Raw genomic sequence first — 22,260 nt, forward strand, 5'->3', positions numbered from 1 at the left:
ACGTAACTATTCATTCGAAAGGAATGTGATAGATTATGAAAGTGAATTTCCGGCAAAAATGTCTGGTCGCCTTAAGTGTTCTTCTTATTCTTCCAATGGGGAAGGTGACCCTAGCTGTCTCTGATCATAATGACTTTTACAACGTGGTTATGCAGGACGGGGCGGACCCATGGGTGTATAAACATACAGATGGCTTCTATTATTTCACCAAAACAACAGGTGGCAATGTTACCCTCTGGAAGTCAGCCCAGTTGACCACTATTGATGCAGCGCCTACTAAAGTTGTCAACACGGGCGGTAGCGGCATCTGGGCGCCTGAGCTACATTATATAAACGGAGCTTGGTATATCTACTATGCGATGGACGACGGAGATAACGTAAACCACCGCATGCATGTAATGGAGAACACAGCGGCAGACCCGATGCAGGGAACTTGGCAGTACAAAGGCCAGATCACAGATTCAAGCAATAAGTGGGCTATAGACGGTACTGTGCTGCAAGTGAACGGCGAGCTGTATTTTATCTGGTCCGGCTGGGAGGGGAATGTTAATGTGCGGCAGAATCTCTATATCGCGCATATGAGTAATCCCTGGACCATTGATTCCGAACGCGTAGAGATTTCAAGACCAACGTATAGCTGGGAAACGAATCATTCCCCAAATGTGAATGAAGGACCGCAGGTGATTATAAATGGAGAAGTCATTAGTTTGGTCTACTCGGCAAGCGGAAGCTGGACTAATGATTATTGTCTGGGACTGATCACCGCAGACATCTCCAGTGATCTGTTGAATCCGGCATCATGGAATAAACGCAATCAGCCTATCTTTTCCTCAGGCAATGGACTTTATGGACCTGGACACCATTCGTTTACAAAGTCTCCTGACGGCCAAGAGGATTGGATCATGTACCATGTCGCCAAATACAATAACGCTGGCTGGAACCGCGAGGTGCGGATGCAGAAATTCAGCTGGAATGCTGATCATACACCTAATCTGGGTATTCCCGTTGACCCTAATCTTCCGATAACTTTGCCTTCAGGTGAAACCATGCATACCCGCTACGAAGCGGAAAAAGGGACATTTGGCGGCGATGCCTATGCCTCTTCGAGTCCCAAGAGCTCGGCTGGACTTAAGGCGGGTCATATTGATACGCCGGATAGTTACGTGGAATTTTCGGTTGATGCGGCAGCCGCAGGCGAGTATATTCTTTTGGCTCGAACGGCGAATGGAACGTCTGGCGGGAATTGGTCGAATTTTCAGCTTAGTGTCAATGCAGGACCTGCCAGCCCATTCTATATCACCAATAAAGGGTGGGAGAATTGGGGGCTGTCCACAGCCCGGGTTCAACTGAAGGCAGGCATGAACAAGCTTCGTTTTACCAAAGGCGAAGGTTACGGAGAAATTGATTTCATTGATATTAAGCCATTGTGAATCGAACAAACCTAAGAGACATATGAAATGGCTTCCGGTTTTCCGGAGGTCATTTCTAGGTGAAAGGGCTTGTAGGTGTAATTGTTTTTCATCTCATTAAGAAGTAAGATTAGGATAATTATTAGGATACAAGGAGAGCTGATTTGTGCTGGAACTTAGCTTAAACGACCCGGAAAAATTAGTCACAGTAACGCATGCTTTATCAACTCGTTCTAGGGTTGATATTCTTCGGCTCTTAAACTCCAAAAACTTAAATATTATTGAAATCGCTGAGAGGCTGAAGCTTCCAGTGTCGACGGTAGCAAGCAATATTAAAGTATTAGAAGCAGCAGAGTTAATTCATACAGAATTGCTTCCGGCTTCACGCGGGGCAATGAAAGTTTGCAGCCGGAATTATGATGATCTTCATATTGCCTTGAATTTGAAAGAACCGATGTCAAAGGGATTAACTCATGTCTATGAAGTAGAGATGCCGATCGGCCATTATAGCGACTGTGAGGTATCTCCTACTTGCGGAATGGCTAATAGCGAGGGTCTTATTATCAAAGAAGATGAACCGTCGAGCTTTTATCACCCTAAACATGTCAACGCTCAGCTGATCTGGCTCCGCAAAGGATTTCTGGAATATTTGCTGCCTATGGATATCCCCTCCGGAGCACAAATTGAATCGCTGGAATTATCCATGGAGATCTGTTCGGAAGCTCCGAATTATGACCAGAACTGGCCTTCGAACATCTCTGTATGGGTGAATGGATCGGAGATCGGCATGTGGACCAGTCCCGGTGATTTCGGTGACCGGCGGGGCAAGCTGAATCCGAACTGGTGGTGGGATGGATCTACACAATACGGGTTTCTCAAGACCTGGCGTGTTGACCATGAAAAGACGACACTTGATATGGAGAAAGTGTCGAATGTTTCCTTAAATGATCTTCTGATTAACCGGAGCCCCAAATTGCGGCTGCGCATTGGAATCAACCCTGATGCAGTTCATCAAGGCGGACTTAACCTGTTCGGGCGCCAGTTTGGCGATTATGAACAACATATTATGATGAAGGTAAAATATACCATGGATCAGGATGAAGTAGAACTTTAGCTTAGGAGATGAACAAAGCAAGGCGGTTCCTCGGAAACGAATCTTCGTATCCAAGGAACCGCCTTGCTTTGTTTGTTCTGGATGTAAAGCTAGAGTGTGCGCCGTAGGGCGGCACGCTGAAGGGTGATCATCCAGTCAACGGACGGCTCAACCAGCGGGTGAAAGAGCCGTTTAACGGACGGCTGAGCCAGCAATACGGTGAATAATACGGCGGTGAGCAGCAGGACTACTGCCCCAGCAGCATTGCCAATATAGGTGTAAATCCCGGAAACGGCAGCCAGACGAACGATAAAACCATGAAGCAGGAAGACATACAATGTGCGGCGCCCCCAGTCGGTCATGCGGCTCGCTCCGTAAGGTACGAGGCCGAGGAAAGCGAGTGAAGCGACAATTTGTAGTCCGTACAGTCCCAGACGGTATACGCCTGCATACCATACATTGGCATCAAGCTGCATATAGGTCATGCTGCCATATAACCAGCCAAAGGGAAATCCTGCCCCCCATGCGGCCATGATGGCAAGGAGTAGAATGGAGGCGGCTGCTGCAAAGATTTTGATATATTTCTGATAGAGCTTGACGAAGGTTTCGAAGGAGAAATGATAGCCGATAATGAAAAAAGGCAAATATACAAAGGTACGGCTGATGCTAAACCATACACCGTCCAGCTGGAGATATCCGACAGCCACCCCTGCTGTTACAGCGAAGAGGAGCTTAGCGGTTATGGACCATCTGCTCATACCGAGCATCAGGAGGCGCCAGCAGGCATGACTGGCCAGAAACCATAGGAGCAGATAGGGTGCAAAAATGGAATGCTGGATGTTGCTTACATGAAAGAGGGAAACGTCGAGTGCGGAATATAAGCTTTGAAAAATGAGGTATTGCAATCCAATTTGCAGCAGCATTTTGCGGCCGGTAGTTCCGGCAAGGCTTTTTCTGGCGAAATAGCCGGTCACCAGTACGAACAGCGGCATGTGAAAGCTGAAAATCCACATATATAATCCGTGTATTCCGCTCATTTTGTTAATCAGAGGTTCAATTGCATTACCGGCAAAAACAGTGATAATAAGCATAAAACGCAGGTTGAGAAAAAAGGTTTCTCCGCGCGTTTCCAGCGAGTTTTCCCCTACCATGATTTAGCCTCCAAATTATGCTGTATGCAAATTAATTTAATTTTAAAATACTAGATTTTCTTTGATTTAATTGTGAATTAAGTCACAATAGAAAGCGTTATCATGTGTGCGAAATGTGGCGATGTGTTGAAGGTTGTTAGAATAGAGGGATTCCACTATAATTTTTATATGCATTAACATCTGGGAGTGGAACATGTTGAAGAGAAGAATAACTAAGCGTCGCGTCGCTATTTTTGTATTGATTATTTTAGTGGTAGCCGGGTTGCTGATATGGAAGTATTTAACGCCATATGCACCGGCTCAAGAAGCCGAAACCGCACTGATTTCAAGTGGTGGAGTTACCGTCGAACAGAATGATAATTGGATCTCGTTCGAACCTTCCATTACTAAGGGCGCCTCGATTATATTTTATCCTGGGGCTTTGGTTAAACCGGAAGCTTACTCCCCTCTTGCGAAGAGCGTCGCTGCTGCAGGGCATCCCTTCTACATCGCCAAAATGCCGTTTAATTTAGCCGTAACGAAGGGGGATGCCGCAGAAGAGATTATTCGTGTGCATCCGAAGCAATCTTTTGTGCTGGGTGGACATTCACTTGGGGGTGTCATGGCCTCACGTTACGCAATTGAGCATACGGACCAACTGGAAGGTGTGTTTTTCTTAGCCTCTTATCCAGATGAAAAGGGCAGTCTACGAGAGACTACTTTGTCAGTGTTGTCGGTTGTGGGTACTGAGGATCAAGTGATTGACAGAGATAGCTACAACAAAGGGCGCTCCTATCTGCCAGATAATACAGTTTATAGTTCAATTATAGGTGGCAATCATGCGCAATTTGGCAGCTACGGGCCTCAGAAGGGGGACGGCGAAGCCACAATATCCGAGGAAGAGCAGCAGAGTCGCACAGTAAGTGCCCTGTTGGATTGGCTGGGAAATCTGAGGTAGTTACGGGTCATTCAACAGAGGGAGGAAACAATTCATGCCAGTATTACACATTAACGATGAATGCGTTCCCTGCTCCGGAATATTGTTTGATAAAGACGGGACATTACTCGATCTATTAGCCACCTGGGGGAATTGGGCGGAGCTTGTGCTGCGCGGACTGGAAGATCAACTTGCGATCATGGGAGCGGGATTTATTGTAGAGCGCAGCAAGGTGCTGGGTACGCAATATGATCCGCAAGGGAAGTTAATAGGGTACGACCCGGCGGGGCCGCTTACCATGGCTACAGAAGAAGAAAGTTACGGTGTACTCGCATGGCAGCTATATGCAGCAGGAGTTCCTTGGAATGAAGCGCTGACCCGTGTGAAAAGCATAACTAAAAACGCGATGTATGAATTACGCCGACGCCGTATGGCACAGCCTTTAGCGGGACTTCATTCTTTTTTGGAGCAATGCTCTGCGGCATCGCTTAAGCTTGGCGTGGTTACCTCCGACGGGGCAAAGACCACCGGAGAGCATTTGGAATGGCTTAATGTGGCAGGCTATTTTGATTCGGTAGTTACTAGGGACAGAGTAAAAAACGGAAAACCAGCTCCTGAAATGGCTGAATTGGCCTGCCGGGAGTTAGGGCTTTCGCCTGAAGAGACGATTATTATTGGGGACAGTAATGCCGATATGCAATTAGGTAAAGGTGCAGGGCTTCGCCTCGCAATTGGGATTTCCGCCAGTGGTGATGGGGAGCACCTTATAGATGCAGATGTAATCATTTCCGGTTTCAATGAGCTTCGGATCACTTACTGATCAGCTAATAAAAGGAAAGGATGTGCTACTTAGCATGGATCAATTGCAGACACTTGCTTCTTGGATCAAAGAAAGTGACAATATCGTTTTTTTCGGAGGGGCGGGTACGTCTACAGAGAGTGGAATTCCTGATTTCCGCTCCGCAGCTGGATTATATCAAACTCAGCACAATTCACCTTATCCACCTGAAGTGATGCTGAGCCGCACTTTTTTTATGTCCTCACCGGACATTTTTTTTGATTTTTACCGCAGTAAAATGATTCATCCAGAGGCCCGTCCGAATGGTGCGCATCAGCTACTAGCGGAGTTGGAACAGCAGGGGAAGCTGAAAGCGGTGATTACGCAAAATATTGACGGCCTGCACCAGCAGGCGGGTAGCCGTAGTGTCCTTGAGCTGCATGGTTCGATCCATCGCAACTATTGTATGGACTGCTCACGGTATTACGGGCTGGATCAACTGCTGGAAATGACTGAGATCGTTCCTCGCTGCCCGGAATGTGGCGGAATTATCAAGCCGGATGTGGTTTTATATGAAGAAGAATTGGATCACTCCGTGCTTATGGGCTCTGTAGCAGCGATTGCCTCTGCAGATATGCTTATTATTGGTGGAACCTCGCTAACGGTTCAGCCTGCGGCCAGTCTGGTGACTTATTTCCGGGGCAAACGTACGGTGCTGCTGAACGGAGATCCCACACCTTATGATGATCAGGCGGATTTGCTGATTACAGATCGAATTGGAAAAGTAATGGGCAGTGTCAAGGATCTATTAAGCTAGAAGGAAAAAGCTGTCCTTTGGTTTCTCTTGCCAGATTATTATTACGCTCAGAAGTTTAAAGATAAGGTAGGCTCACAACAGCGTGTAATGAGAGGCAGGGATAAGCAATGGTATATGTAGCAGACGATAAACGGTATGACAACATGCGTTATAATCGTTGCGGGAACTCAGGTCTCAAGCTCCCAGCAATCTCATTAGGCTTATGGCAGAATTTTGGTGGGATCGATAATTACGAGAACGGCAGAGAAATGATCACTCGTGCTTTTGATCTTGGAATTACCCATTTTGATCTGGCCAACAACTATGGTCCACCAGCTGGTTCAGCAGAAGAGCTGTTCGGTAAAGTTCTTGCCAATGATATGTATCCTTATCGTGATGAAATAGTGATTTCTACAAAAGCAGGGTATAACATGTGGCCCGGCCCTTATGGGGAATGGGGTTCACGTAAATATATGCTGGCTAGTCTGGATCAGAGCCTGAAGCGGCTAGGCCTAGATTATGTTGATATTTATTACTCTCATCGTCCAGACCCGGAAACACCGCTTGAAGAAACCATGCAGGCGCTGGATTATGCGGTACGTTCTGGCAAAGCTTTATATATAGGACTATCCAACTATAATGCGGAGCAGACGGCTGAAGCCCTCAGTATTCTAAAAAGCCTGGGCACACCGCTCTTAATCCATCAGCCTAGTTATTCTATGCTCGATCGTTGGATTGAGGGTGGCTTACAGGATGTACTGGAACATAGTGGTGTAGGAAGCATCGCTTTTACACCCTTGGCTGAAGGCTTGTTAACCAACAAATATCTGAATGGTATTCCAGAAGGGTCAAGAGCTGCCAAGCCGTCTGCCGCCTTGAATGAGAGCCGGATTACACCGGAGGTGCAGCGGAGGATTCGCGCACTTAATCAGCTTGCGGTTTCGCGAGGACAGAGTCTGGCTCAGTTTGCACTGGCTTGGACACTCCGGGGTGGCAAGGTTACTTCTGCCCTAATTGGAGCAAGCAGAGTGGATCAGATTGAAGAGAATATAGCTGCTTTAGCTAATCCTGATTTCAGTCCGGAGGAGTTAGAGCGGATTGAAACGATTCTAAAGACAGAACTATAGCATATTGAACACAGTAACAGCCCGGTTCCTTACGTTAAGGAAGGCGGGCTGTTGTTGTATAGTGGATTTATGGATTTATGGATTAAAGGGCAAACTAACGTTCAGGTTTCTCTGCTTGTCTCGTTGTAGTCATCCGGTAAGCCGTCGGTGACTGGGCACAAAACCGTTTGAATTGGCGAGAGAAGTATAAAGCATCGGTGAGCCCCACAGATGCTGCTACCTGTTCCACGGACAGCTCCGGTCGTTCACGCAGCAGTTGTCTGGACTTTTCAATCCGCAGCTTCAGCAAGTAGGTCACCGGAGATAATCCGGTCTCTTGCTTAAATACACGGGACAGGTAGGCTCGATTATAACCCAGCGTATCACACATTTGTTCAATAGAGACCGGGTGCGCATATTGAGATGCCATGTAGTGGATCATTTGCTTCACAGTACGCTTAACCTGTGATTCTGCGCCGGGAAGACGAGAGAAGGAAGAGAGCAAATCAGCTGCTTCGCCGACAATGAGATAGAGATAGCCAAGCGAAGTCAGATGGGCACTCTCTTTGTTGGCGTTGAAGGCTTGCATGATGCTGGACAGGGCACCTGGAATGAGGCTTTCACCTGTTGTAGTCACCACAGGCTGTTGTGGTGTGAACCCTGTCTGCAGCACCAGATCGTCAGCTTCACTGCCAGTAAAAGCTGCCCAGCGATAGCACCAGGGCTGGTCTTTATCCGAGACGTAACTGACTAATTGTCCCGGATGGATCAAGAAGCAGTCCCCTTTACCCAACTCATATTTATGATGTTCTGTACGGAAAACGCCCGAGCCAGATTCTATGAAATGCAGCAAATAATAATCATAGATCTTGGGTCCAGCTTGATGCATGGGCAGGGTCTGACTCTGGCCGGCAAACAGTACATGAAGGTTCTGTTTATCGTAATACACTGGATTGGATCCTACGGAATAAGTATGCTCCATTTGGGACAGCCTTTCTTGTGTTAATGTCATTTAATGGCTTATAGTTTAGAGAGTAACAGTAATATATGTAATTATTATATTATGGGAAGTCACATTTATCCATACATTACACACATGATTGCATTATCAGAGGATGAATGAATCTATTATAATGAGTACATAAAGAACGCTTTACTAATTCCCACTGGCTGAAGCAGCGAAAGGATGGAGTGGCATTAATGAGCATACAGGAACTTAATAACAAATTTATTGAAAAATATGGGGTGAGCGGGGAAGAGGCTAAGGTGTTTTATGCACCAGGTCGTGTCAATCTCATCGGAGAGCACTTGGATTATAACGGCGGGTATGTACTTCCCGCAGCTTTGGAATTCGGTACAACGCTGATTGTGCGTCCACGTAGTGACAGCAAAGTGAATTTTGCATCAACTAATTTTCCTTACGAAGCTTCTATTGATTATAGCGAAATTGGCAAGGCCAAAACGGGTGAATGGATTGACTATCCGATTGGGGTAATGGTTGAGCTGGATAAGAAAAGCACACCAGTATCCAAAGGGTACGATCTGCTGTTCCATGGCGATATTCCGAATGGAGCAGGCTTGTCCTCCTCGGCCTCTCTTGAAGTCGTTACTGCTTATGCGTTCCTGACTCTCGAAGGTGGCGATACAGACACTGTTGAGATTGCACTTTTGTCCCAGCGTGCTGAGAACCAGTACGTAGGTGTAAACTCCGGAATTATGGATCAGTTCGCAGTTGCTAACGGCAAACGCGATCATGCGATCCTGCTGATGTGCGACACACTTGAGTACAATTTGGTACCGTTCATCACAGGTTCATACAAATTGGTTATCGGCAACACGAACAAACGCAGAGGGCTTGTAGATTCCAAGTACAATGAACGCCGTCAGCAGTGTGATGAGGCATTGGCTATTTTGCAAAAAGAAGTGCCTTCACTAGCTTATCTGGCACAGCTTAATCGTGAACAGTTCGAAGCACATCAAGATAAAATCACAGACGAAATTGTAAGACGCCGCGCTCGCCATGTTGTAGAAGAGAATCAACGCGTGCTAGATTCCGTTGAGGTATTAAAAAACAATGATCTGAAGCAGTTTGGACAGTTCATGAATGATTCGCATGCATCCTTGCGCGATTTGTATGAAGTTAGCTGTGCAGAGCTTGATATTATGGTTGAAGAAGCTGGGCGCATCCCAGGTACACTCGGTTCCCGTATGACTGGCGCGGGTTTCGGGGGCTGTACAGTATCTTTGGTACATGAAGATGATATAGAACGTTTTATTCGTGAAGTTGGTGAAGCCTATACCACAAGATCTGGTTTGGTTGGCGAGTTCTACGTTTGCGGCATCGGTAATGGTGTCCAAGAATTGAAGGGAGTGTAATCAGATGGCGATTTTAGTAACAGGTGGAGCAGGGTATATTGGGTCTCATACTGTAGCGGAGCTGCTGGATCGTGGCGAAGAAGTGGTGGTTCTCGACAATCTGCTAACAGGGCATCGTGAGGCGTTGCTGGGTGGCAAGCTGTACGAAGGTGATCTGCGTGATAAAGAACTGCTGGGTAAGCTGTTCGCTGAAAATGAGATTGAAGCGGTTATCCATTTTGCTGCAAGCTCTTTGGTCGGAGAAAGCATGAAGGACCCTGTAAAATATTACGACAACAACGTATATGGTACACAGTGTCTTCTAGAAGCTATGCAAAAAGCGGGCGTGAACAAGATCGTATTCTCGTCCACAGCCGCAACCTACGGCGAACCGGAAAAGGTGCCGATTGAAGAAACAGACCGCACTGAACCAGCCAATGTGTATGGAGAAACTAAGCTGACCATGGAACGGATGATGGCTTGGTTTGATAAAGTACTGGGCATTAAATACGTAGCATTGCGTTACTTCAATGCAGCTGGCGCACATGCCAGTGGCAAAATCGGTGAAGACCATCGTCCAGAAAGTCATTTGGTGCCGCTGGTATTGCAAACGGCCTTGAAGCAACGTGACAGTATCGCAGTTTTCGGAGATGACTATCCTACAGAAGATGGTACTTGTGTGCGCGACTACATCCATGTCAGCGATCTGGCTGACGCCCATGTCCGTGCGGTAACTTACCTGCGCAGCGGAAGCAGCAGCAATATTTTCAACCTGGGCAATGGACTTGGATTCTCGGTAAAACAGGTGATTGAAACGGCGAAGAAGGTTACTGGACTTGAAATTCCTGTAGTCATTCAAGAACGCCGTGCCGGCGATCCGGCTGTGCTGGTAGCTTCCTCCGACAAAGCGCGTAGCGTCCTTGGATGGAACCCGCAGCATGCAGATTTGGAAGATATCATTCAAAGTGCATGGAACTGGCACTCTGCCAATCCGCAAGGATACGGAGAATAAGGGACTTTAGGTTAGCTTATCTTGAACTTGAGACCCTACTTAAGGAGAATTAAAATGCACAACGAGAATAAGATTACACCTGCTGGCCAGAAAGCATTACATGCGATTGAGCAGCTCGTTCTGTTCGCACTGCGCCAGCAGCTTATAGCTCCATCCGATGAAGATTATAGCCGTAATGTGCTGCTCGAACAGTTCGGTTTCAGTGAGCCGCATGTAGGTGATATCGATCAAAGTCCATTGGAAGGGCCGCAGGCTCCACTCGATGCACTGATTGATTATGGTTTTGAAATCGGATTGATCCCAGAGAATAGTGACACTTACCGTGACTTGCTGGATGCCAAGATTATGGGACTTCTCATGGCCCGTCCTTCGGATGTAAATGCTGAGTTCTATAGTCTGACCGCTGAAAAAGGCATCTCCGCGGCTACAGACCGTTTTTATAAATTGAGCATTGATTCGAACTATATTCGGATGGATCGGATCTCGAAGAATGTCTACTGGCTGCAGGATTCGCCGTACGGAGACATTGAAATGACGATCAATTTGTCCAAGCCTGAGAAAAATCCGAAGGAAATCGCAATGGCTCGGCTGCTCCCGCCGCCAGTCTATCCGAAATGTCTGCTGTGCCGTGAGAATGTAGGTTATGCCGGACGGATCAATCATCCGCCACGCCAGAACTTGCGTATCATTCCGCTTAACCTGAATAATGAAAAATGGTTCTTCCAATACTCGCCATATGTTTACTACAATGAGCACTGTATTGTATTCCATCATGATCATGTGCCGATGAAGCTTACCAAGGATACCTTGAAGCGGCTGCTTAGCTTCGTGGAATCATTCCCGCATTATTTTATTGGCTCCAATGCAGACTTACCGATTGTTGGCGGCTCTATTCTGACGCATGACCATTTTCAGGGCGGACGCCACACATTCCCGATTCAAAAAGCGCCTAAGGAAGATACATTTACACATGCTTCTTATCCGGGTGTCAGCATTAATATCGTAAAATGGCCGATGTCCGTATTACGTTTAAATGGAGAAGATCCTGCGGTTCTATTGGAATGCGGAAATGCGCTTTATGAAGCTTGGAAAGCCTACAGCGATCCAGAGGCTGAAGTGCTAGCCTTTAGTGAGGTTGACGGTGAAGTACAACCTCATAATACCGTTACTCCTATCGTCCGCCGGGCCGAGGACGGCAGCTTCGAGATGGATCTTGTGCTGCGGAATAACCGGACTAATGAGCAATATCCTGAAGGGATTTTTCATCCGCACCGGGAAATGCATCATATCAAGAAAGAAAACATCGGCTTGATCGAAGTTATGGGACTGGCGATTCTGCCGGGCCGTTTGAAGGAAGAACTCGATTCCATCGCAGGTATTCTTGCAGGAGATCAAGCGCTGTTAGAAGCGGTGAAGAATGACCCTAGTCATTCTCTTGCGCAGCATGCGGCTTGGATTCAGGAGCTGGTGGAGCGATTCGGAACTGCACTGCAACACGAGGAAGCGCTCAAGATTGTGCAGAACGAAGTTGGCATCAAGTTTACGCATATTCTTGAACACGCTGGCGTTTACAAACGGACTCCAGAAGGTCAAGCAGCTTTCCGCCGTTTCGTAACAAGCTTCGGTGCTTTGTAGTAAGTGAGTTTGGATTTAAGGATGTCCTCAAGCCTATGGGCTTGGGGCATCTTTTTTTATTCGGAATGACGAAACCCAGCCACCTAATTTGAATGCGGGTAACCAGAGGTTTATAATACGAAGGAGTAAGACATTATGAATTAACTACTGGAGGTTTACACATATGCGTAAATTTGAATTTTATAATCCTACCAAGCTGATTTTTGGACAAGGTACCCTTGAAGCCTTGAAGACAGAGGTGCCTAAGTACGGTAAAAATGTGCTTTTGATGTACGGTGGCGGCAGTATCAAGCGCAGCGGTTTGTACGATAAAGTAGTTGCTGAGCTGAGTTCAATAGGCGCTACAGTGACTGAACTCTCTGGAGTAGAACCCAATCCACGTCTTTCCACAGTACATAAAGGCGTAGACCTGTGCCGGGAGCATAATATTGACCTTGTTCTCGCAGTAGGGGGCGGAAGCGTATTGGACTGCGCAAAAGCTGTTGCTGTTGGAGCCAAATATGATGGTGATATGTGGGACTTTGTAGAGCGTAAAGCAGCGGCCCAAGACGCGCTTCCACTGGGCACAGTGCTGACAATGGCTGCTACGGGATCTGAAATGAATAACGGCTCCGTAATTACAAATGAGGTTACTAAGGAAAAAATGGGCTGGGGCAGCGTGCATGCCTACCCGGCATTTTCGATTCTTGATCCAGAGAACACTTTTTCTCTGCCACGTGATCAGACCGTTTATGGCATGGTGGACATCATGTCACATGTACTGGAGCACTATTTCCATACAGACGGCAATACACCGGTACAAGACGGGTTCTGTGAAACTTTGCTGCGCACTGTAATTGAAACCGCGCCGAAGCTTATCGAAGATCTGAACAACTACGAGCTGCGTGAGACCATTATGTACTGCGGTACGATGGCGCTTAACGGAATGGTCAGCATGGGTTTTGCCGGGGATTGGGCGACTCATAATATCGAGCATGCAGTGTCGGCTGTATACGATATTCCGCATGGCGGAGGTTTGGCGATTCTGTTCCCGCAATGGATGAAATATAATCTCAGCACAAACCCTGCGCGTTTCCGTCAGCTTGCAGTAAATGTGTTCGGAGTTGAACCTGCTGGCAAAACTGATGAAGAAATCGGGCTGGAGGGTATTGAGGCTCTGCGTAATTTCTGGGATTCCATCGGTGCGCCGAAGACGCTCGGAGATTATGATATTGATGACAGCGAGATCGGCAGTATGGCTGACAAGGCTGTTCGTTTCGGAGCGTTTGGTAATTTCCGCAAGCTTGAGCGTGAAGATGTAGTTGAGATTTATAAAATGGCTTTGTAAGTAATTCTTCTACGAAAAGAGACCATTTGTCTTTATTCCAGAAGTCACAATAGAATGTCAAAGAAGCGATTCCTCCGTTATGGGAGAATCGCTTCTTTGTATTTATGGTCTAGTGTGACTTGCTCCTCTGGCTATACTTTTCTGTCGTGCTCATCCCAAGCTTTCGCTGCCGCTGACCGAACCTCCGCTGCCGCTGGCCGAACCTCCGCTGCCGCTGGCCGTACCTCATCTATCACTGTTCGCACCCGTAATCTAATCCGTCGACCGTCCTCCAGAGTCTTACGGACCCAGCTGACGTTATCTGTGAATTTTCAGCCTTTTGAGCAAGTTTTCGGACACCAGAGACACTATTGCTTCGAAATGGTCTTATATTTGCTGTTTTTCATGCCAATAGGGGCTATGCGGTCCGATAGCATACCAAATGTCGGAAAAATCGGCGAATAGGGTCTGCTGAGTCCGATAGGCCGAGGCGTAAGCAACATAGCCTCTTCATATGCGCGAGAGTGTTACCTAACAAACTAGGGTTTGTAAGATCCCCTCACGACTGATTCCTCTACCAATATACGGCCTACCCTTACGGACCCAGCTGACGTTATCTGTGAATTTTCAGCCTTTTGAGCAAGTTTTCGGACACCAGAGACACTATTGCTTCGAAATGGTCTTATATTTGCTGTTTTTCATGCCAATAGGGGCTATGCGGTCCGATAGCATACCAAATGTCGGAAAAATCGGCGAATAGGGTCTGCTGAGTCCGATGGGCCGAAGGCGCGTAAACAGCATAGCCTCTTCATACGCGCGAGAGTGTTACCTAACCAACTAGGGTTTGTATGATCCCCACACGACTGATTCCTCTTCCAATGCACGCCTACCCTACGGACCCAGCTGACGTTATATGCGAATTATCAGTGTTTTGAGCAAGTTTTCGGACGCCATGGACCTCTGTCAAGAAAGTGGACAGTCACGCAACAGACATTCTAGTCAATTGCTCAGCAAAACGAACTGGAGAAAGATACCCCAGCGCGCCATGCATTCGCTTGCGGTTATAGTAAAACTCAATATATTGAAAAAGTGTCTGGTAGGCTTGCTCCTTAGTTTTGAATCGTGGATTACAATAAATGAGCTCCTTTTTCAAAATGCTGTGCCACGACTCGATACAGGCGTTATCATAACAGTTACCTCTGCGGCTCATGCTGGACTCCATGCCATACGCTTTCAACTGCTTTGTGTATTCATGAGAAGTATATTGAGAACCTCTATCGGAGTGATGTAATAGACCCTTTTCCGGTTGTTTAGCTTCGTAGGCATCTTGTAAAGCGCCCGAAATCAAGCTAGTTTCCATATGGTTCTCCAAACGCCACCCCACGATTTCGCGCGTGCAAAGGTCCATCACACTAGCCAGGTACAAGCGCCCTCCCCGGCAAGGAATGTACGTAATGTCGGTAACCCATACTGAATTGGGTTTGCGTATTTTAAATTGCTGGTTCAGCGTATTCGGGGCAATCGGATGGTCATGATTGGAGTCAGTGGTCTGTACCCGATACGTTTTGGAGACAATGGAGCGAAGCTTCATATGTCGCATGTACACACTCACCGTGCGTTCGGTAACGGTATAACCTTCTTGATGTAACAGGCGGGTGATCTTCGGACTCCCATACCGCTTTTGATGGTCTGTAAAATGATACTGAATTCGCTTCATTATCGCAGCCTTACGAAGCATATGCGTACTGGTTTTTTCTGTCCGCCACTTGTAGTACCCGCTCCGTGACACATGTAGGGTCATGCACATCTTCTCCAAGAGAAACTCGGAGCGATGTTTTTCAATAAACTGGAATCTCAGTTCCTTGGTTTGCTGAAGATGTGCACTGCTTTTTTTACGATCGCTAATTCCTCTTCCACATCGGCAATCTTGTTATCTTTTTCTTGAAGTTGACGGCTCATTTCTTTCAACTGTGCCTCGAGTTCTCGTACTCGATCCACGCTAGCTGCCGGTTCATTCTTTAATTCTCGATACTGGCTCATCCATTGATGCAGGGTACTTTTTGGGATGTTGAGCTCTTCCGCCAAGTCGCCCACTGTCTTTGTTTGCTCTTGAATGAACTGCACTGTCTGTTTTTTAAATTCTTCGTTATACCGTTGTCGATGTTCTCCCATGTGAACACACCTCCGTGGACTCATTATCGCCAGTCTGTTAACTACTGTCCACTTTTTATTCTAGCTTCACCAGAGACACTATTGCTTCGAAATAGCCTCATATTTGTTGTTTTTCATGCCAATAGGGACTATGCGGTCCGATAGCATACCAAATGTCGGATAAATCGGCGAATAGGGTCTGCTGAGTCCGATGGGCCGAGGTGCGTAAGCAGCATAGCCTCTTCAAACGCGCGAGAGTGTTACCCAACCAACTAGGGTTTGTAAGATCTCCTCACGACTGATTCCTCTACCAATACACGCCTACCCTACGGACCCAGCTGACGCTATATGCGAATTTTCAGCCTTTTGAGCAAGATGTCGGACACCAGAGGCACTATTGCTTCGAAATGGTCTTATATTTGCTGGTTTTCATGCCAATAGGGGCTATGCGGTCCGATAGCATACCAAATGTCGGAAAAATCGTCGAATAGGGTCTGCTGAGTCCGATAGGCCGAGGCGCGAAAGCAGCATAGCCTCTTCATACGCGCGAGAGTGTTACCAACAAAAATCAGCGCCTCAGCAACTATTGAACGGCCTTTAGGACAGCCCCAGCACATGTAATAAAATAGTGCCAATGTGAGCATGCTTATCCTCTGAATGGAACTTATTTGGGTGAATATCCAAAGATTGTGAAACCAAGGACCTACTTTGTACGTTTAATGTAATATGACAGTCCTGATTGAAGACAGGAGGAAACAAAAATGCAAACGCTGTATTTAGGCTGCTTGGCGCTAGGCGTCATATTTGCCATAGTCAGCGTCCTGGTGGGCGATGTGATCGGAGATGCCTTGCATGGGGTCTTTGATTTCGTATCCGTAGATTTTCTGAATCCCACCGTACTGGCTGGAGGAATAACCGTGTTCGGCGGAGCGGGCATTCTTCTAACCCGGTACAGCGCTCTGGAAGCTGGGGCGATCATTGCTTTGTCTTTGTTAGCCGCCGCTTTTTTGGGAGTACTTATGTATCTAGGGGTGGTTAAGCCCATGGAAAAAAGCGAAATGTCCAATGGTTTCTCAATGAGTGATCTGCCTGGCAAGATCGGGGAAATCACAATTCCTGTTCCCGCCACTGGTTATGGTGAGATTATGGTAAAGTTTGGCGCCGGCAATAGCCTGCATACGGCAGCAAGCTTTGATCATGAGCTGCTTCCGGCAGGGATTAAAGTTGTTGTAGTGGAGGTTAGAGAAGGCGTTGCATTGGTGTCAGAATTCGAAAAGAGAAGAGGAGTGGATCTTTAATGTTCGGTATTCCTGAGTATTTGTTAGTCCCTGCTGTTGTCGTTGCTGTCTTGTTTGTGCTAGGTATCGCATTCTGGGCACGTTACAAAACGGTTGGACCCGATGAAGGGATGATCGTAACGGGGTCGTTCTTGGGGAAAAATCATATTTCAGACGATGGTTCTGGTCGTAAAATAAAGATTGTACGCGGGGGCGGGGCCTTTATACTCCCAGTCTTTCAGAAGGCTGAATTTATGTCGCTTCTTTCTCATAAACTCGATGTGACGACCCCGGAAGTATACACCGAACAAGGGGTTCCGGTTATTGCCGACGGCGTAGCGATCATTAAAGTGGGTAGCTCAACGGAAGATGTGGCGACAGCTGCTGAGCAATTTATGGGCAAACCGATTGAAGCACTGAAGAGCGAAGCACAAGAAGTTCTTGAAGGTCATCTGCGGGCCATTCTCGGTTCGATGACCGTTGAGGAAGTATATCGTAACCGTGACCGCTTTGCGCAAGAGGTTCAAGGCGTGGCGGCACGTGATCTTAAGAAAATGGGTCTGCAAATTGTTTCCTTTACCATCAAGGATGTGCGAGACAAACATGGATATCTAGAGGCACTGGGTAAACCGCGGATAGCTGCTGTGAAGCGGGATGCAGAGATCGCTGAAGCAGAAGCAGTGCGGGATGCGAGAATTCAAAAGGCAAACGCAGAAGAGCAAGGGCAAAAAGCTGAGCTGCTGCGGGATACGAATATTGCCGAAGCCTCCAAGGAAAACCAGCTTAAGGTGGCTGCGTTTAAACGGGATCAGGATACAGCGAAAGCGGAAGCCGATCAGGCTTATCATATTCAAGAGGCACGTGCAAAGCAGACCGTTGTTGAAGAACAGATGAAGGTTGAGCTGGTACGTAAGGAACGTGAAATCGATTTGCAAGCCAAAGAAATTCAAGTTCGCGAGAAGCAGTATGATGCTGAAGTGAAGAAAAAAGCAGAAGCGGATCGTTATGCAGTAGAGCAAGCGGCGGAAGCCGATAAGGCGAAGAGAATGCGTGAGGCAGATGCCTTGCAATATAGTATTGAAACGCAAGCTAAAGCGACATCTGAGCAGAAGCGTCTTGAAGGTCAAGCGATGGCGGATGCAGAGCTGGCTAAAGGTACAGCGGATGCTGAGGTTATCCGGTTGCGTGGTCTAGCGGAAGCAGAAGCCAAAGAGAAACTGGCGGAAGCTTTCCAGAAATTCGGCGAAGCAGCGGTGCTCGATATCATCGTCAAAATGCTGCCTGATTTGGCTGGCCAAATTGCGAAGCCGCTGGCATCTATTGATAAACTTACCGTTGTAGATACCGGTAACGGGGAAGGTGCAGCCCGGGTCAGCAATTATGTGACTCAGCTAATGTCCACCGCTCCAGAGATGTTGAAGAGCGTCTCAGGGATTGATGTAGAGGCACTGATCAAGGGGTTGACCTCTAAAGCTTCCGGAAGCAAAGGAGCATCAGTTACACCAGTCGCACCTGTTGCACCAGCTACACCTGCAACTTATATTCAGCCATCAGCAACATCTAGTACAGCCAGCGAGACTTTAACTTCTGTGCCTGAACAAAAGGAAAAATAGTTTAATGCAATTTATATGGTTTTAATTTACTTAAGGTATGACTGGCAAAGCTGCTGGTCATACCTTAATCTTTATGTTTTGATCTGTTTTGATCTAAATTAGACAACATGATAAAAAGCTCATGCGTTTACAGGTGATTTTTGATGAAGCTTTATAGCTTATCGGCATCCCGTGGGAATTATTGTATATATAGACATCGACGCTTTCACTGGTGTTTAAAGATTTTTTCAGGTAAAATAAAAGCCTTTAAGGCTGTTCACTCTGATCTACTAGCTTAGTAAGGACACAGAGTGTTCTTCTAATATGCAATTCTTGGTGTTATGATGGTAGCAAAGCTTGTATTCATCGTACGATTTCTTATTGCGTATGCTGCTGGAAGTTAGGTGTTTAGAAATAAAAGAGGTGTCAAAAATGAGTAGCATAACAGTGGCGAAGGTGTTGAATAACAACGTTATCATTGCCCAGCATCCTCAATATTCCGAGGTTGTAGTTATCGGTAAAGGGATAGGGTTTAACCGCAAGCTGCGGGATCAGATTAATCTATCCTCCGTGGAGAAGATGTTTATTCTTCGCAGCCAGGAGGAGCAGGAACAATATAAACAGCTTCTTCCCCAAGTGGATGAGAAGTTGATTGAGGTCGTTCAAGAAATAGTATTACATATTATGCATTGTAGCCGTCAGCCGCTTAATGAGCATATTCACATTGCACTTACCGACCATATTTCCTTTGCTATCCGTCGTTTTGAACAAGATATCCCAATTCATAATCCATTTTTGTATGAAACTAAGGAGATTTATCCTGAGGAATATAAGATGGCAGAATATGCGATTGGAAGGATCAATGAGGCTATGGGCGTGGAATTGCCGGTGGATGAGATAGGTTTTGTGGCTCTTCATATTGTCAGCGCACTTAGTAATAGGCAAATTTCCGAGGTTAGACAACATTCTCTCTTGATTGGAGAGCTGGTTGGGTTAGTCGAGAATTATCTGGACTATCGAATCCCACGTGATTCACTTGATTACTCAAGACTGGTAACCCATCTGCGATTCGTTCTAGAAAGATTACGCCGTGGAGAGGCGGTACAAGAGACCTCAACCCTGGATGGACTCATGAAACGGGAGTATCCTGAGATGTATTCGTTGGCTTGGAAATTAACAAAAATTATCGAACAGCGTGTGCGAATTCCCGTGTATCAAGCTGAGGTGAGTTATTTGACGATTCACCTGCAGCGTATTGCCCAGAAAAAAGTGGACGAACAAGATATGGACAAGAATGGTGAAGCTCCTTAAAGTGCAAAAGTTGTAACAAATCATGGTTTCAAAAAAAACGCTTGCCACTTAAAAAAAACGATGCTACAATGTTCACTGTCATCAACAAAACAGAATATCGAGCGTGTAACTGATTCGATCAGGCATGAGTGAATTACAGTATTTTGGTTGTTAACCCCCTTCTTGGGGCAATCTAACGATAGCGTTAGATTACAACTTCTATACTGTGTTGCTCATGCCTTTTTTGGCATCTGTTTTAGTGAAATTAATGAAAGGAGTAACCTAAATGTTTAAAAAGTTGTTTGGTGTTTTACAAAGAGTTGGTAAAGCTCTGATGCTTCCAGTAGCTATTCTGCCTGCGGCAGGTTTGCTTCTTGGAATAGGAAACATGCTGGTAAACCCAGACTTCCTGCAATATGTTCCAGCACTGGAGAACCATGTTGTTCAGGCTGTTGCCAACGTATTGATGAACTCAGGACAAATTGTATTTGATAATCTAGCCTTACTCTTCGCGGTGGGGGTTGCGATAGGTTTAGCCGGCGGTGAAGGTGTTGCGGGTCTAGCTGCCATTATCGGTTTCCTCGTAATGAACATTACGATGGGTACAGTTATTGGTGTTAATGATTACGTCCTGAGCCAAGGCGACTTCTCGTATGCCAGCGTATTAGGGATTCCAACACTGCAAACAGGGGTGTTTGGAGGTATACTCGTCGGTATATTGGCTTCGGCCATGTACAAGCGATTCTTCAAAATTGAGCTTCCTTCTTACCTGGGTTTCTTCGCAGGTAAACGTTTCGTACCGATCATGACGGCGGTAACAGCTCTAATCTTGGGCTTGTTACTGACAATAGTATGGCCACCTATTCAACATGGTCTGAACTATGTGTCACAAAGTATGATTGATACGAACAAAACGCTTGCAGCGTTTATCTTCGGAACGATCGAACGTTCGCTCATTCCTTTTGGACTGCATCACATTTTCTACTCTCCATTCTGGTATGAATTTGGTACCTACGTTGATAAAGCTGGAGAATTGGTACGTGGTGACCAACGGATCTTCATGCAGCAGCTTCGCGATGGAGTAGACTTCACAGCAGGGACATTTACTACGGGTAAATATCCATTCATGATGTTTGGTCTTCCAGCAGCGGCTTTGGCTATCTATCATGAAGCTAAACCTCAGAATAAAAAGATCGTCGGAAGTTTGATGATTTCCGCGGCATTGACATCGTTCTTGACAGGGATTACTGAGCCGCTCGAATTCTCGTTCCTATTCGTGGCTCCATTGCTGTTCGCTGTACATGCTGTGTTTGCAGGTCTGTCCTTTATGACTATGCATATTCTTGATGTTAAAATCGGCATGACATTCTCGGGTGGTTTTATCGATTTTGTGCTCTTCGGTATTATCCCGAACCGTACAGCTTGGTGGCTGGTCATTCCGGTAGGTCTAGCCCTTGCCTTAATTTATTACTTCGGCTTCCGGTTTGTAATTCGGAAATTCAATCTTATGACACCGGGTCGTGAAGAAGATACGAATGAAGAAGAAGAAGTGAATACGGAGTCTGTCTCCAGAGCCGGTGATGATCTACCGCGGAACATTTTGTCCGCTCTAGGTGGTAAAGAAAACATCACTCATCTAGATGCTTGTATTACCCGCCTTCGTGTTGAAGTTAAAGATAAGGCAGGCGTAGACAAGAACCGTCTTAAGAAACTTGGTGCATCAGGTGTGCTGGAAGTGGGTAATAACGTTCAAGCGATTTTTGGAACACGTTCAGATACGATTAAATCGCAGATTCAAGATGTGATTAACGGAAAGACACCTGCGGCTTCAGCAGCTCCAGTAGTGGTTACTCCAGAGCCAGAAGAAGAACAACAGGCAGGTGAAGCTGGTGAAGCGATTATCAAGGAAGATATCGTATCTCCAGTAAACGGTGAATTGTTGGATATCACAGAGGTACCAGATCCAGTATTCTCCCAAAAAATGACGGGCGACGGCTTCGCGTTCCTATCCGAAGATGGGAAGATTGCTTCACCGGTTTACGGTAAGGTATTTAACGTGTTCCCGAGCAAACATGCCATCGGTATTATGTCTGACGGAGGCAAGGAAGTGCTCGTTCATATTGGGGTTAATACGGTTAAGCTTAAAGGTCAAGGCTTCACGGTATTAGTTGAAGAGGGCGATCTTGTAGCGGCTGGACAACCGATTATGGAAGTGGATTTAGAGTATGTAAAAGCACATGCACCTTCTGTAATCTCACCTGTTATTTTCTCTAATTTACCAGAAGGCTCTTCTGTAACATTGAAGAAGCCGGGTAAGGTTTCTATAGGAGACCAAGACATCATTACGATTCAGTAAAAGTGCAAGGGCCGATGCTTCCTTGTTCATACAAGGA

Annotated in this window: 18 protein-coding genes; 14 read left to right on the top strand and 4 right to left on the bottom strand. The window is 46.5% G+C overall.

Annotated features, from left to right (window positions below):
* The first annotated feature begins 35 nt into the window (after positions 1–35).
* Both MHH50_RS08260 and MHH50_RS08265 read left to right on the top strand, forming a co-directional pair.
* Positions 36–1,430, top strand: coding sequence for a family 43 glycosylhydrolase (locus tag MHH50_RS08260; protein WP_076126343.1), 1,395 nt, complete (start codon positions 36–38; stop codon positions 1,428–1,430).
* A 145-nt stretch (positions 1,431–1,575) separates the two neighbouring features.
* Positions 1,576–2,523 (top strand): ArsR family transcriptional regulator, encoded by a 948-nt coding sequence (locus tag MHH50_RS08265; protein WP_076126345.1) that lies wholly within the window; start codon positions 1,576–1,578, stop codon positions 2,521–2,523.
* 89 nt (positions 2,524–2,612) lie between these two features.
* Here the strand turns inward: MHH50_RS08265 and MHH50_RS08270 are convergent, their stop codons facing one another.
* The gene (locus MHH50_RS08270; protein ID WP_076126348.1) at positions 2,613–3,653 is read right to left on the bottom strand and encodes a fucose 4-O-acetylase; all 1,041 of its coding nucleotides are present in this window, start codon (positions 3,651–3,653) and stop codon (positions 2,613–2,615) included.
* 193 nt (positions 3,654–3,846) lie between these two features.
* Between MHH50_RS08270 and MHH50_RS08275 the strand changes: the two genes are divergently transcribed.
* The 4 genes from MHH50_RS08275 to mgrA all read left to right on the top strand — a co-directional run bounded on the left by MHH50_RS08275 (position 3,847) and on the right by mgrA (position 7,270).
* Positions 3,847–4,590: an alpha/beta hydrolase gene (locus tag MHH50_RS08275; RefSeq protein WP_076126350.1), complete on the top strand. Its 744-nt coding sequence runs from the start codon at positions 3,847–3,849 to the stop codon at positions 4,588–4,590.
* Between the two features lie 34 nt (positions 4,591–4,624).
* The gene (locus MHH50_RS08280) at positions 4,625–5,389 is read left to right on the top strand and encodes an HAD-IA family hydrolase (protein WP_340034185.1); all 765 of its coding nucleotides are present in this window, start codon (positions 4,625–4,627) and stop codon (positions 5,387–5,389) included.
* A 34-nt stretch (positions 5,390–5,423) separates the two neighbouring features.
* On the top strand, positions 5,424–6,164 hold the full coding sequence (locus MHH50_RS08285; RefSeq protein WP_076134068.1) for an NAD-dependent protein deacylase: 741 nt from the start codon (positions 5,424–5,426) through the stop codon (positions 6,162–6,164).
* 107 nt (positions 6,165–6,271) lie between these two features.
* Positions 6,272–7,270, top strand: coding sequence for an L-glyceraldehyde 3-phosphate reductase (mgrA, locus tag MHH50_RS08290; RefSeq protein WP_076126356.1), 999 nt, complete (start codon positions 6,272–6,274; stop codon positions 7,268–7,270).
* Positions 7,271–7,364: 94 nt separating this feature from the next.
* Here mgrA and MHH50_RS08295 read toward each other — a convergent pair whose 3' ends face one another.
* A complete protein-coding gene (locus MHH50_RS08295; protein ID WP_248547687.1) occupies positions 7,365–8,261 on the bottom strand; it encodes an AraC family transcriptional regulator in 897 nt (298 codons plus the stop codon).
* A gap of 188 nt (positions 8,262–8,449) precedes the next feature.
* Here MHH50_RS08295 and MHH50_RS08300 point away from each other — a divergent pair, with 188 nt between their 5' ends.
* From MHH50_RS08300 to MHH50_RS08315, 4 genes are all read left to right on the top strand, one after another.
* Positions 8,450–9,625, top strand: coding sequence for a galactokinase (locus MHH50_RS08300; RefSeq protein WP_076126360.1), 1,176 nt, complete (start codon positions 8,450–8,452; stop codon positions 9,623–9,625).
* Positions 9,626–9,629: 4 nt separating this feature from the next.
* Entirely contained in the window at positions 9,630–10,616 is a 987-nt protein-coding gene (galE, locus tag MHH50_RS08305; RefSeq protein ID WP_076126362.1) for a UDP-glucose 4-epimerase GalE, read from the top strand.
* Positions 10,617–10,670: 54 nt separating this feature from the next.
* Positions 10,671–12,251, top strand: coding sequence for a UDP-glucose--hexose-1-phosphate uridylyltransferase (locus tag MHH50_RS08310; RefSeq protein WP_076192848.1), 1,581 nt, complete (start codon positions 10,671–10,673; stop codon positions 12,249–12,251).
* Positions 12,252–12,414: 163 nt separating this feature from the next.
* A complete protein-coding gene (locus MHH50_RS08315; RefSeq protein WP_076308704.1) occupies positions 12,415–13,578 on the top strand; it encodes an iron-containing alcohol dehydrogenase in 1,164 nt (387 codons plus the stop codon).
* A 958-nt stretch (positions 13,579–14,536) separates the two neighbouring features.
* On the opposite strand, the gene MHH50_RS08320 is transcribed toward MHH50_RS08315, so the two are convergent.
* Positions 14,537–15,463, bottom strand: coding sequence for an IS3 family transposase (locus MHH50_RS08320; protein ID WP_143766422.1), 927 nt, complete (start codon positions 15,461–15,463; stop codon positions 14,537–14,539).
* The gene (locus MHH50_RS08325; protein WP_036683594.1) at positions 15,412–15,729 is read right to left on the bottom strand and encodes a transposase; all 318 of its coding nucleotides are present in this window, start codon (positions 15,727–15,729) and stop codon (positions 15,412–15,414) included. Before MHH50_RS08325 ends, MHH50_RS08320 begins: the two co-directional genes overlap by 52 nt.
* 740 nt (positions 15,730–16,469) lie before the next feature.
* On the opposite strand from MHH50_RS08325, the gene MHH50_RS08330 reads away from it, so the two are divergent.
* The 4 genes from MHH50_RS08330 to ptsG all read left to right on the top strand — a co-directional run bounded on the left by MHH50_RS08330 (position 16,470) and on the right by ptsG (position 22,223).
* Complete coding sequence (locus MHH50_RS08330) at positions 16,470–17,006, top strand: hypothetical protein (RefSeq protein ID WP_042186148.1); 537 nt, start codon at positions 16,470–16,472, stop codon at positions 17,004–17,006.
* Positions 17,006–18,598: a flotillin family protein gene (locus MHH50_RS08335; protein WP_081392480.1), complete on the top strand. Its 1,593-nt coding sequence runs from the start codon at positions 17,006–17,008 to the stop codon at positions 18,596–18,598. Before MHH50_RS08330 ends, MHH50_RS08335 begins: the two co-directional genes overlap by 1 nt.
* 411 nt (positions 18,599–19,009) lie before the next feature.
* Positions 19,010–19,888: a PRD domain-containing protein gene (locus tag MHH50_RS08340; protein ID WP_076126370.1), complete on the top strand. Its 879-nt coding sequence runs from the start codon at positions 19,010–19,012 to the stop codon at positions 19,886–19,888.
* 265 nt (positions 19,889–20,153) lie between these two features.
* A complete protein-coding gene (gene ptsG, locus MHH50_RS08345) occupies positions 20,154–22,223 on the top strand; it encodes a glucose-specific PTS transporter subunit IIBC (protein WP_036683572.1) in 2,070 nt (689 codons plus the stop codon).
* The last annotated feature ends 37 nt before the right edge of the window (positions 22,224–22,260 follow it).

Origin of the sequence: Paenibacillus sp. FSL H3-0302, assembly GCF_037982245.1 — a bacterium.
GTDB lineage: Bacteria > Bacillota > Bacilli > Paenibacillales > Paenibacillaceae > Paenibacillus_AQ > Paenibacillus_AQ odorifer.